The sequence below is a fragment of the Legionella stuttgartensis genome, from assembly GCF_977063405.2.
Map to the genome: position 1 here is coordinate 213366 of NZ_CDRUHA020000056.1, position 12740 is coordinate 226105.

The following is a 12740-nucleotide window of genomic DNA, read 5'->3' on the forward strand; positions in this document are numbered from 1 at the left end:
ACTTGGAGTACATTTTATGGGTATACCTAGTTTAAATCTAAAGCTATTGCAACACATGGATATGATGAAACTTCCACAAGAAGTTTTATTTCAAATTCTTGATCAACTCTCATTAATTGAAATACAAAAACTGAAAAATGTGTCCAAAGCATTTAATACTTTAGCATCTAATTATTTAAACGATGAGTTAAAAATAAAAGAAATAAGTTGTGGGCAAGACTTCACTCTGATTCTTCTAAGTCGAGGACGTGTTTTAGCTATAGGAAGTAATTCACGAGGACAACTTGGACTCGGTTTAGATATCAAACAAGTTAGTGTATTAACCGAAACTCCTCTTCCAGAGCGTATTAATCATATTTCAAGCGGATTTTCACACTCCATGCTATTAAGTATGTCTGGTAAAGTCTTTGCTATGGGTAGAAATGACGAACAGCAAATAAAACCAGAGTCTAATACCTCAAGCTATTACGTACCCACTCTTATAGAAGTACCATCGGTAAAAACTATTTTTACTGTAAATCATACAAGCGCATTATTTTATACCGACTCATCCGGTAAACCTTTTGAGTTAATGGGTAATAAATTAAATAGTTATCAATTTGGACGCATTACACTCTTTTTACCCGAATGGACCCCCATACCTCCGACTAACTTAGACGTTGCAAATATTTCAGTGTCTGATAATCATGCTCTTCTTTTAACTACAATAGGAGAAGTCTATGTATGCGGAAATAATGAATCCGGATTATTGGGATTAAACCCAGAAAATTTGTTTATTGATACTTGGACTAAATTACCAGATATTAGAGCAGAACAAATTAAGGCCACTGCTTTAGGTTGTTTGATAATGACTCATGATAAGTCATTAATTGCCAGTGGGTTGAATACAAAAGGACAATTGGGGCCCAGTCAAAACCATAAAGGGTTCACTTGCATCGCTTCTGATGTAAGGTGTTTCGATGCGACAGATCATCATACTGTTTATGTCGATAACAAAAATGAATTGTTTCATTTTGGGGCGATGACCATCAACGGGCGCGAGTTAAGAACGGTTGAAAATGGACTTCTTCCTATCCAGGGATATCAATTTCTTGTCAAACCACCAGCCTCTCCTACTCCAGGTGTCAAAGCTTTGGTGAGTGATTTTTTTAAAAGCAAAACCAATCATACAAAGCAAGTACATGATGAAACGAAAAATATTTTTTCCCTATAAATAAGCATTACGACATGAAAAGCTATTGTTGCAATAGAATACTTATATTTGCACTTCAGGCTATAATTATATTTTTTAGTTATAACATCATCGGTATAATGAGATGTTAACTCTTTAAGGTATTTTTTTATGACCATCTCGGCAAAAGATTTAGAGAAGATTTCTCACCTAGCCTATCTGGATACAGATTTAGAACACTCACCAAAACTCATTGAAGACATTAATGCAATAATGAATTTTGTCGACCAACTACGTTCTGTTAATACCCAAGAAGTAGAACCACTTTTTCACCCTCTTGCTTTAAATCAACGCTTAAGAACTGATGTGGTTACTGAAGAAAATTGCCTGAATGAATTAGAATCACTCGCCCCCAAATTTGAGCAAGATCTTTATTTAGTACCTCAAGTTATAGATCAGAGTAAATAATCATGGAAAATTTATCCTTAAAACAATTATCGCAGGCTTTACATCAGGGCAAACTTTCTAGTGTTGAATTAACCCAACATTATTTAACGCAAATCCAAAAGCATAAAGACTTAAATGCATTTATCAGTATAGATGAAGAACATGCGCTTCTTGAAGCAAAAAAAGCGGATCACGAATTAAAAAAAGGCCATAGGAAAACATTTACGGGTATCCCCATGGCGTTGAAAGATTTATTTTGCACCAAGCGGATGCCGACCACCTGTGCTTCCAAAATGCTGGAGCATTTCCAATCCCCGTATGAAGCAACCTTATCCAGTAAATTACGCGAACAAGGTTCCATTCTGATTGGTAAAACCAATATGGATGAGTTTGCCATGGGATCTTCCAATGAAAACAGTTACTTTGGTGCTGTAAAAAATCCATGGGATAGAGAACGTGTTCCAGGTGGATCGTCTGGAGGCTCAGCCGCTGCTGTAGCGGCTGGCTTAGTTCCTTTCGCTATAGGTTCTGACACTGGTGGTTCAATACGACAACCTGCTGCCTTATGTGGAATTAGTGGTATTAAACCCACTTATGGACTCATTTCCCGCTATGGCATGATTGCTTATGCATCCAGCCTGGATCAAGCAGGTCCATTGGCTCGAAGTGCTGAGGATCTTGCATTGGTACTGCAAGCTATGGCAGGTTTTGATCCCCATGACTCTACTTCTGTTGAGATCACAATTCCCGATTATTATACGGAACTCAATAACCCCCTTGCTAAACTAAAAATTGGTTTGCCTTCGTGTTTTTTTCAACCGCAGGTAGAACAAGAAGTACAGCAAGCGATTCGCGAAGCAGTTAAGGTTTTTGAACAGATGGGAGCTGAAATTATTCATTTGAATTTGGAGCTTCAACCTTTATGGGTACCTTGTTACTATGTAGTTGCGTGTGCTGAAGCTTCCTCCAACTTATCACGTTATGATGGCTTACGCTTTGGCTATAGCAGTGACAATGCATCTACACTAACAGAGCTGATTCGAAATACACGAAGTGAAGGCTTTGGGATTGAAGTGAAGCGTCGAATTCTGACGGGTACCCACGTACTTTCATCGGGTTATTATGATGCATACTATTTACAAGCACAAAAAATTCGTCGTCTTATCCAGGACGAATTTGTTACTACACTTAAATCTGTTGATGTTATCCTGGGCCCTACAACCCCAACATGTGCGTTTAAACTGGGTGGAAAAGTTGCTGATCCAATTCAAAATTACTTGGCTGACGTTTTTACTGTCGCTGCTAATCTTGCTGGACTTCCCGCGATTTCCATACCCGCAGGCTTTGCTAAAGGGTTACCTATAGGAATGCAACTCATGGGCAAACATTTTGGTGAAAGTCGTTTGCTCCAGATTGCCCATCATTATCAACAACAGACCAACTGGCATTTGGCCAGTCCAAAGCAATAAAGGTGAATTATGGAATGGGATACAGTCATTGGCCTTGAAGTCCATGCTCAGCTAAAAACAAAATCAAAGCTCTTTTCTGGCGCATCTACTGCATTCGGTTCTGCTCCTAACTCTCAAACCTGCTTTATCGATGCAGGATTTCCTGGGGTTTTGCCGGTGTTGAATCAGGAAGCAGTAATTATGGCAATTCAGTTTGGTTTAGCTATCCAAGCAGACATTAATGATCAATCTGTTTTTGAGCGCAAAAATTATTTTTATCCTGATTTGCCCAAAGGATATCAAATCAGTCAATTTCAAAAACCTATAGTGAGTAATGGTAAATTAGCAATTACTTTAAGTGACGGCAGCAAAAAAGATATTTTGATTGTACGCGCCCATTTGGAGGAAGATGCAGGTAAATCATTGCATGGAGTGCATTCGGGCTATAGTGGTATTGATCTTAATCGTGCCGGCACCCCCCTATTGGAAATAGTCACTGCTCCTTGTTTGTTTTCAAGCCATGAAGCCGTAAGCTACCTTAAAAAACTACATCAATTAGTGCAATTTCTAGGGATTTGTGATGGAAATATGCAAGAAGGAAGTTTCCGTTGTGACGTTAATCTATCCTTAAAACCTAAAAACTCTTCTGTATTAGGAACACGAACTGAATTGAAGAATTTGAATTCATTTCGTTTTATCGAGAAAGCCATCGCTTATGAACAAGCACGACATCAGGATGTCCTTGAAAGTGGTCAGAAAATAATCCAAGAAACGCGTCTTTATAATCCTGACACGCATACGACACATCCGATGCGTAGTAAAGAAAACGAAAACGATTACCGATATTTTCCAGATCCTGATTTATTACCAATTCAAATCACCCGATTTCTCATTGCGGAAGTAAAAAATAATTTACCGGATTTACCTGATAAAATTCATGCTGAATTAAAAAATATACCGTCTCTAAATGAAGAAGACATTAATTTTATTCTGTCATCCCCAGCAGCTTATCAGTTCTTCAAATCGATTAAAGCACACTGTCGTGCTTCTGAGAAAGTGATTATTAACTGGTTGAAAGGACAATATGCTGCCGCTCTAAATGAAGAGAGCTTAACGTTTAATACCCCACGTATATCCGCGGAACTCATGGCGCATCTTTTAAATAAATTACATGACGCAACTATTTCTCTAAACAATGCACGCGCTATTTTCGCTTTACTTTGGGCAGGTGAACAGGATATTGAAGCCATTATTGAACGTGAAGGATATCAACAAGTAGATGATACTGCGGCTTGGGAAGAAATGATTATTAAATTAATTCAACAATATCCTGAGCAGACAGCAGATTATAGAGCAGGAAAAGAGAAACTACTCGCATTCTTTGTAGGCCAAATCATGAAGCAAACCAAAGGAAAAGCGAATCCCGAGCAAATCAATGTCCTTCTAAAAAAACATTTAGCTGGTGATGGATAATACTCGAACAAGAAAAGAAATTAGCTCGAGGACTCTTTATTCTCTCTGATTAAACCTTTGCCTACCCTACACGACTTGTTTGTGGGGCCAAAGTTTTAGAATATCTGGATCCCGCGGACAAGCCGCGGGACGTCGAAATAGAAATGGACTAGTTTTTCAGCAAGTGTAAAAGCGTCAGGAACTCTTTGTCAGCAAAACCAGGGTTTCGCTTCGCTACATCCAGCTACCCTGACAAAAAATGAGTGGTCCCCGCTTTTTAAGGCAATATTCTGAAATTGACGTTTACTTCAGCTCGTTAACGCGCCTTGTAAAATAATTTCTGGAGTCAATCTGGGTGAGTACTTTCGAGATCTTTATGGCATAGTCCATTATATAAAGATAAAACTTAAGACAGTAAAAATGCGCTCATCCCTGAGTTCAAAATAATTGAGGTTAAGTATAAGATTGTTTCTTGTTAGAGGCCTCAGGTGGGAAGGCTTTATCTCTTAGTTCATGGAATTTCTCATCACTTCCAATTCCGCCAAGATAAAACTGTTTCACAGTCGCTCGTTCTTTCTCAACGACACCAGAGGACTTAAGCCCATGAAAATCATCACGAATTGAAATTCCAAAGAGTTTGGAGTGTCCTTTTCCCCAAGCGTCATTAATATCCAAAAGCCTTTGTAAACTAAGCATGCGACTAGTACCAAAGTAACTGCCCCCTTTGGTGATCTCCTTTTTAGCAATCTTGTTCTTGGAGTCTTTGATTATGCTATCATGAACCTCATTAATAATTTGAGATATGTTGCTCTCAGAAGTTATAGTATCAACTTTCGATCCAAGTTTTATTTCTAATAACTTGCAGTATTCAAGTTTCGCTTGATTTCGTGATTGATGGAAAAGTGTTATGGAGCATTTTTTTTGTTCGCCGTCTAGAATCTCTTTATATTTTGTGATCAATGAAATCGCTTCTCTCAGTCTATTTTTCAGTCTCTCTTTCTTTTCTTCTGCGAGTGCTACTTCATTATTTACTTTCTCACCTTCCCCATTGGAACCTGGGTCCTTTTTTTCTCTCTCTTCGACACTGGAACCATTCTCGGGTACTTTACTTACTTCTTCTCTAACTTCTTGTTGCACTTCAATTCGTGCATGCTTAATTTTCTGCAAATCAGACTCAGCATTTTCCTTCTTTTTCTGAATGGATTTTTCAATTTCCTGAATAGTCTTGGCAGTCTGAAGAGGAATTTCCCCTTTAAACCCTTGTTTGTGCTCCTTTATTTCTTCCAATTTAGCGCTGGTAAATTGGATAAAGGCTTGAAGACTATCAACATCTTCTGGTTTTAACTGGTCCTCTTGTTTTTTTACAGCAGCTTCAATCGACTTGATTTGTTCAAACAGAGCTTTTAAGTTTTTTAACTGTTCTGCTTCCTTTAGGATGGATTCAAATTTGCTTATAAGACCATTGAGTTCGTTTTGTTCCTTCCTAATCTCCTCAGGGCTTGCTTCACATTCCTTTAAGATCTCATCCATGCTGCGTTTTTTTTTATCAAAACTCTGTTTCCATGTTAAAATAGATTGAGCACCAAAATAAATTTCAAAGTTCTGCTCGAACTCTTCAAATGCCTCTGGTGAATAGTCTGCTTTTATAAGTAATTCAAAATAGCGTTTTTGAATTGACTCTAGATTTCCATTATTTTTAGCCAAATCTTCGGTTGCTAATATTACTAAAGACTTAGCTTGGAGGAGCAATTTTTGATTTCGAATAGCCTCTAACTCATTTTCGGCCTGCTTCTTTCTTTCCTGAATGGATTGTTCAATTACTCCAATAGCTTGAAGAGTTTTTGTATGTATTTCTGAGGTACCATTAATTTTTTGTTTTACACGCTTTATTTCTTCTTCTTGAGCTGTAATGAATTTGAGAAATTCCTGAAGTTTGATGGCATCTGAAGGTATTAATAACTCCTCAGCACTTTTTGCAACCTGGGATTCAATATTTTTTATTTGTTTAAGCTGGGCCATTAAACTCATTAAATCTTCGGCTTGTTTCTTACTCGCTTCAAAGCTTTCTCTTTGTTTAGCTAGCTCAGTTTGCTCTTTCTTAATCGCTTCTGCATCAACAGGGTTTGCTTCACATACCTTAAGAGCTTTATCTATAATGCGTTTTTTTTCATCAAGTTTTTCTGCTATGGAAGAAAATTTCTCAACAAACCAAAGCTGAAGCTCCTGATCAAACTTAGTAAGTGATTCAAGCGAATATTTTGAATTTGCAATCAACTGAACGTAACTCTTTTGCTTTGATATCAAGCTAGCCTGGCTGTCAACGAAATCATCGTTTGCTGATTTTACTAAAGACTTAGCTTGGAGGATTAGTTGTTGATTTCGAATTACCCCTAACTTTTTAATAAATGCATCAAGTCGTTCGCTAACATTGCTTTTGAGAGTCTCATTTTTTTCAACACTTTTAATACTTTTATATAGAGGATTTGTCCTTGCAGAATGTTCATTTTTAGCACGAACCTGACGAATAATATCTGTATTGATATCCTCTTTTGCTAAAGACAAAGCTGAAAGCATGGAATTTAGGAAATCCAAATAGCCCTCAGTGTATTCTGTGGGGGACATATATAACTCAATTTTATCTGCTTTTGACTTGATGTCTTCTTCGAATTCTTTATTAAACCCTATTTCGGCAAGCTCCTGAATTTGCTCAAGGAGCGTCGGCTCAGATAAGATTTCACTTGGGTTAATATAAATGGCTCGTAGCTGCTGATTTTGCATTTGTAGCTGCTGATTTTTCATTTTAAGTTTGACGTATAAAAAACATGGTGATCATATTATACACTATTTGTATAATTGACTGAACATATTTCAATCATTATGGATAATAATTAAAGGGAGGGATCAATATTTTACTTAAAAATAGGGGCTGCCTGAACTGGGGAAGCTCCAAGCTTATAAAAAAGAGCAAGGTCTTGCCTTTGAGGATAATAAAAAATACCTAACAGTTTGAAGATTTTGAAATTTAAAGAAATAAATTAAAACAGCGGAAAGATGGTTGGGCAATGAAGTAAAAGAGTCAGTCGATAAGCCGGGTTCTGTCATGGACAATCATTCATCTGGGACATGCGTCACCGCATACCTCAAGCGACCTACCCGAGTCCCGTGCGGGTCACACGTAATGACTTTTCAGCCAAATGGACTCCTATTTGGTCTTGCTCCGAGTGGGGTTTTCCCTGCCACGTCTGTTGCCAAACGCGCGGTGCGCTCTTACCGCACCATTTCACCCTTACCTCAAAGAGGCGGTATATTTTCTGTGGCACTTTCCGTAGGTTCACACCTCCCAGGCGTTACCTGGCACTCTACCCTTTGGAGCCCGGACTTTCCTCCCTTTGTAAAACAAAGAGCGATTGTCTGACCAACTCTGTTACCAATAGTAGCAGAGTGCCTAGTCAAAGACCACTATATTGCTAAATTTAATATGAAAAAAACAGGGAAATAGATTGCTTTAATCAATTAGAAGTCACGAGTTCCAATAAATTCGTCATCGAAATAACGCTTTAATTTAGTACGCAAAGTACCACGGCTTACACCAAGAACACGTGCAGCTTTTGATTGGTTATAACGAGTTAATTCCATTACAGTGCGAAATAACGGCGCTTCAACTTCTTCAACGATTAATTGATATAAGTTTAAGTTAGAATCTTTATTACTAACACTGGTTAAATAGCCCTTAACAGCATGAATTACTTGATGAGTAAGTGCTTCGCTGCTTTGCACCATTGTATCTGTGCTCATTTAAGTCTCCTAGTACAAATTAATTAAATCAATAAAATTATGCCCAGTACATACACTCACCGAACACTCTGGACTATATAGTACCAAACATCTCAAAGAGTGTAAATATTGTTTTAATGATATTCATTTCTTAAGGAAATATTAAGAAAAAAAATTTTACCACTTTACAAGTTAAATCGACAAGGCGAATTTAGTAATTAATTGGTTTATATCAGCTATTTCTTTCCCATAAGCGTAAAATAATCAGAAAGTTTGTTTATTTTTTCCTCTAAAAATTGTAATTTTCTTTTTATTTTAGAGTTATTCTAATAAACTGAGATTTGATTTTTAAGGACAAATATGACAAAAAAACATACAGGTGACTTGCATTGTCACCTTAATGGCAGTTTTAGTTTGGCTTTTCTAGAAAAGGTAGCCAAAAAAAATAATTGCATTGAATTATATGAAGAATTAATTCGTATACGCTCAGAATACCTCCTAAATACTATTCAACAACCAGAAAGTGGCTATTCTAATGAGCTAATCGCAATCATTTGGAAACAATTTGGGCTGGTTCACAAAATTATTCAAACGCTTGCTGATATTTCTGATGGTGTTGTCGATGTAGTACAAAGCTCAGAGGCGAAGTACCTCGAGATCAGAACAACTCCAAAAGAAATGGAACATCAAACACGAGATAAGTATATCGATGCATTTGTATCCGGACTAATACAAGCCAATCAACAGATAACTAATAAAAAAGCTGTTGGATTATTGAGTCTGGACAGAACCATTCATACTTTAGAAGATGCAAGCTATTTTATCGATCGCATATTAACAAGTCCTAATAGAGTATTAGTAGGTTTAGATATTTCAGGAAATCCTGTAGCAAATAGAACACTTGCAGGAGAAGATCTCACGAAGTTAGTTCATCTAGCTTTAAATAAGGGTATCGCGATTGCTATTCATGCTGGTGAATCTGATAGTGAGCGAGAGCGACAAGATACCGATTCAGTTTTAAATGCATTAGAACAGTGGAGATCTCTGCATCCTAGTGAAGATAAGAATCCATTGCATGGAAAAGTACGCTTAGGTCATTGTATTTTTCTTACTCAAGAACAAAAAGACCGTATCAAAAAGCTTGGGATACCTATCGAGGTATGCCCCAGCTGCCATAGTAAATTGAACTGGCACCTCGAAAAAGAACCCCACCCAGCATCACTCATTTATCAGGATCTAAGCGAGCCAGTGGTTCTGGGTACAGATGACGAGCTAATTTTTGATGGTTCTGTCAAAAATGAATTTAATCGATTACTAAGCTTTTTTTCAAATAAGGAGCAATTAAGTAGGAAACAACTTAAAGAACATCAGTCCAGTTTTCGTTTTTCCAATAATTGACGCACTGTCAATCCAAATAACCATACGTCATGCCGAACGCTCCAATTTACTTTAAGTTTTATTTGAGAGCTACAGAGCCCTACGTGCTGCGACCTGTTCGCAGCATCAAGGAAAAAGCGAACTTAGCGCCTCAATCCATGAGCCGCGGGACGTAGGTATTGTTATAAGGCACGTAAAACTTAAGATGAATTAGAAGACATGATGAGGGCTCTCCATTCGCTCAAATCAGGAGTTCACCCCTTCGCTCGGGGTGCATTCTAATCTACTGTAAAACTTTCTCCACATCCACATTGCCCTGTTTGATTGGGATTATTGAAAATGAATTTATAATTTAATCCCTGTTTTACATAATCAACACTCATATTTTTTAGAAAGGGATAACTGGACTTATCAATGCATACACCATAATTTTCAGTTAAAGGAAGCACCAAATCACCTTCCTGAGGGGCCAGTACATAATCCACTACATAAGATAAACCAGAACATCCAGTTTTCTTTACTGACAAACGAATCCCAGTATATTCAGAATTTTTCTGCAAATAAGAAACCAAATGCTTTACCGCTGCTTCTGTAAAATTGATTTCAGGCACTGTACTTTCTACATGATGCACTACTACACTCATTTGTTACCTCTCGATTCGATTTATCTTCTTCATTAAAAGCAATACTTCTTTATAAACGTCAATAATCCTTAATGCTATGGGATACTGAGCGACAGGGATATCTAATTCGTTCACAATAAGCTGATAATCAATCTGTGGTGCAGCATTTATGGTCTTTCCTTCCAGCTGCCTGCATAACCACTCCAAGCTCGCAATTACATACGGATTACCATTGGTTTTAAAACAAGCTCGTACAATTGTACCATCTGGATTACACAGCATATAGAGTTCAATAACACCCTGACCTTTTTGGTTGTTTTTAACAACTACCGAATGATCATTTAAAGCGACAACACCCACATGTTTTGGTGCAAAAAAACAATCTTGTACAGTTTTATTATACATCATGATGGTGACATTTCATGTAGCCGAGTTACCTGGGTACAAATAACATTTATTGCATGCTCCACTTCTGTTTCCTTAGTAAAGCGCCCTAAAGATAATCTAATTGTACTTTGTGCTAACTCATCACTTAATCCTAAAGCTCTCAATACGTAAGAGGGTTGAATACTGGCAGAACTACAGGCTGATGTTGTTGACAGAGCTAAATCACTTAATGCCAGAAGTAGCGAATCCCCATCTAAGCCAGCAAAGCTTATATTCAGGTTACCAGCGATTCGTTTTTGTTCATCCCCGTTAATCTGAATGCCAGGTAAATGTTTAATGCCGTTCCATAAACGCTGACGATAGGTTAAAAGTCGTGCTTGCTCTTCTTCTCGTAGGCGCTCGGCTAATGCGAATGCTTCTCCCATTCCAACAATTTGATGCGTGGCCAAAGTTCCTGAGCGTAAACCACCTTCATGCCCACCACCAAAACTTTGTGGTTGAAGCCGAATTCGTGGTTTATGCCTCACATAAAGTGCCCCAATACCTTTAGGACCATAGTTTTTATGTGCCGATAGCGCCATTAAATCTACAGAAAGATGAGTGAGGTCAATGGGAATCTTTCCAGCACTTTGCGCGGCGTCCACATGAAAAATAATTCCTTTATTACGTAATAAAGTACCAATGGCCTCAATATCTTGGACTACACCAATTTCATTGTTCACATGCATGATGGATACCAAAATAGTATCGGGTCTTAATGCTTGGCCTAGCTTCTCAATATCGAGTAAACCATTTGCTTCAGGAAGCAGATAGGTTATTTCGAACCCATCTTTTTCCAAGCGGTTAAAACTATCGAGTACTGCCTTATGTTCTGTACTCATAGTAATCAAATGCTTCCCTTTATTCTTATAGAAGTGAGCTGCGCCTATTATTGCCAAATTATTCGCTTCTGTAGCACCTGAAGTAAATACGATATCTTGTGTCGATGCATGGATTGAATCCGCGATCTGTAAACGTGCATGCTCTACTGCAAGAGCAGCCACTCGCCCGTATTCATGAGTTACAGAAGCAGGATTGCCATAATCCCCATCTGGTCCTAAATAACGGATCATGTGCTCTACTACACTCGGATCAACCGGTGTTGTTGCCATATAATCAAAATAGATTGGTATTTTAATTATCTCGCTCACTCCCGCCCCTTTTGCTTGCCCATTCCAGCGATTTCTGTACTTGGCTTAACATACCACGTAATAAATTGACTTCCATTTTTTCCAAATTTATGCGATTAAATAATCGTCGTACGCGTTGCATTAAACGACGAGGATTTGACGCTTTTAAAAATTTAATCTCAATAAAAACATCTCTTAAATGTTCATAAAACTGTTCAATTTCATCCGCTGTAGCATATTCATCCTGGCGTAATGCAACTTCTGCTTTAGGCGCTAATAACTTCATTCGCAATTCATAAGCAACAATCTGTACTGCTTGTGCCAGATTAAGCGAACCATATTCAGGATTGCTAGGAATATGGATATGATAATGACATTTTAGCAGTTCTTCGTTAGTAAGACCTGCATGTTCTCGCCCAAAGACTATCGCAATTTGAGTATCTTCTGCTTGCTTACTTACCAAATCTGCACAGGATGCAGGAAGTAAGCCCGGCAAAGACAACCCTCTTGGTCTCGCGCTAGTCCCTAAAATTAGCTGACAACCAATTAGGGCTTCCTCTAAAGTCTCAGTAACTACAGCACTCTCTAAAAGATCATCGGCACCAGCGGCCATTTCTTTTGCTTTATAATCAGGAAACGATTTCGGCGTAACAAGATAGAGTGAATTTAATCCCATTGTTTTCATTGCTCTGGCTGTAGAGCCTATATTACCTGGATGAGATGTTGCTACTAGAATAATGCGAATTGAACTTAACTTCATATACAAACTTTTATTAATGCATTGAGATCTTTATATCATATCATTGAACTTCCTTTTTTACGATTTTTGCTTTTTTCATATTTAACTCTATTTGCACAAAAAAAATATGATAGAATCACCGGTTTTGTAGAT

11 protein-coding genes and 1 other RNA gene are annotated in these 12740 nt (G+C 37.8%); 5 read left to right on the forward strand and 7 right to left on the reverse strand.

What is annotated here, in order from left to right; translation table 11 throughout:
- Window positions 1–16: 16 nt before the first annotated feature.
- From ACWTEW_RS15255 to gatB, 4 genes are all read left to right on the forward strand, one after another.
- A complete protein-coding gene (locus ACWTEW_RS15255) occupies window positions 17–1213 on the forward strand; it encodes an F-box protein (RefSeq protein ID WP_454782508.1) in 1197 nt (398 codons plus the stop codon).
- A gap of 129 nt (window positions 1214–1342) precedes the next feature.
- Window positions 1343–1639 (forward strand): Asp-tRNA(Asn)/Glu-tRNA(Gln) amidotransferase subunit GatC, encoded by a 297-nt coding sequence (gatC, locus tag ACWTEW_RS15260; RefSeq protein ID WP_454782509.1) that lies wholly within the window; start codon window positions 1343–1345, stop codon window positions 1637–1639.
- 2 nt (window positions 1640–1641) lie between these two features.
- On the forward strand, window positions 1642–3087 hold the full coding sequence (gene gatA / locus ACWTEW_RS15265) for an Asp-tRNA(Asn)/Glu-tRNA(Gln) amidotransferase subunit GatA (protein WP_454782510.1): 1446 nt from the start codon (window positions 1642–1644) through the stop codon (window positions 3085–3087).
- A gap of 9 nt (window positions 3088–3096) precedes the next feature.
- A complete protein-coding gene (gene gatB / locus ACWTEW_RS15270; protein WP_454782511.1) occupies window positions 3097–4539 on the forward strand; it encodes an Asp-tRNA(Asn)/Glu-tRNA(Gln) amidotransferase subunit GatB in 1443 nt (480 codons plus the stop codon).
- Between the two features lie 432 nt (window positions 4540–4971).
- On the opposite strand, the gene ACWTEW_RS15275 is transcribed toward gatB, so the two are convergent.
- The 3 genes from ACWTEW_RS15275 to ACWTEW_RS15285 all read right to left on the reverse strand — a co-directional run bounded on the left by ACWTEW_RS15275 (window position 4972) and on the right by ACWTEW_RS15285 (window position 8313).
- Window positions 4972–7296: a hypothetical protein gene (locus ACWTEW_RS15275; RefSeq protein ID WP_454782512.1), complete on the reverse strand. Its 2325-nt coding sequence runs from the start codon at window positions 7294–7296 to the stop codon at window positions 4972–4974.
- A 290-nt stretch (window positions 7297–7586) separates the two neighbouring features.
- Window positions 7587–7941: RNase P RNA component class A (rnpB, locus tag ACWTEW_RS15280), an RNA gene on the reverse strand.
- 90 nt (window positions 7942–8031) lie between these two features.
- On the reverse strand, window positions 8032–8313 hold the full coding sequence (locus ACWTEW_RS15285; RefSeq protein WP_454782513.1) for a helix-turn-helix domain-containing protein: 282 nt from the start codon (window positions 8311–8313) through the stop codon (window positions 8032–8034).
- A 339-nt stretch (window positions 8314–8652) separates the two neighbouring features.
- Here ACWTEW_RS15285 and ACWTEW_RS15290 point away from each other — a divergent pair, with 339 nt between their 5' ends.
- Window positions 8653–9690 (forward strand): amidohydrolase family protein, encoded by a 1038-nt coding sequence (locus ACWTEW_RS15290; RefSeq protein WP_454782514.1) that lies wholly within the window; start codon window positions 8653–8655, stop codon window positions 9688–9690.
- Window positions 9691–9947: 257 nt separating this feature from the next.
- On the opposite strand, the gene ACWTEW_RS15295 is transcribed toward ACWTEW_RS15290, so the two are convergent.
- The 4 genes from ACWTEW_RS15295 to trmJ are packed head-to-tail and all read right to left on the reverse strand — an operon-like array spanning window position 9948 to window position 12608.
- Complete coding sequence (locus ACWTEW_RS15295) at window positions 9948–10313, reverse strand: HesB/IscA family protein (RefSeq protein WP_454782515.1); 366 nt, start codon at window positions 10311–10313, stop codon at window positions 9948–9950.
- Between the two features lie 3 nt (window positions 10314–10316).
- Entirely contained in the window at window positions 10317–10700 is a 384-nt protein-coding gene (locus ACWTEW_RS15300; RefSeq protein WP_454782516.1) for an iron-sulfur cluster assembly scaffold protein, read from the reverse strand.
- On the reverse strand, window positions 10697–11869 hold the full coding sequence (locus tag ACWTEW_RS15305) for an IscS subfamily cysteine desulfurase (RefSeq protein WP_454782517.1): 1173 nt from the start codon (window positions 11867–11869) through the stop codon (window positions 10697–10699). The genes ACWTEW_RS15300 and ACWTEW_RS15305 overlap by 4 nt, the downstream gene beginning before the upstream one ends.
- The gene (trmJ, locus tag ACWTEW_RS15310; protein WP_454782518.1) at window positions 11853–12608 is read right to left on the reverse strand and encodes a tRNA (cytosine(32)/uridine(32)-2'-O)-methyltransferase TrmJ; all 756 of its coding nucleotides are present in this window, start codon (window positions 12606–12608) and stop codon (window positions 11853–11855) included. Before trmJ ends, ACWTEW_RS15305 begins: the two co-directional genes overlap by 17 nt.
- Window positions 12609–12740 lie beyond the last annotated feature (132 nt).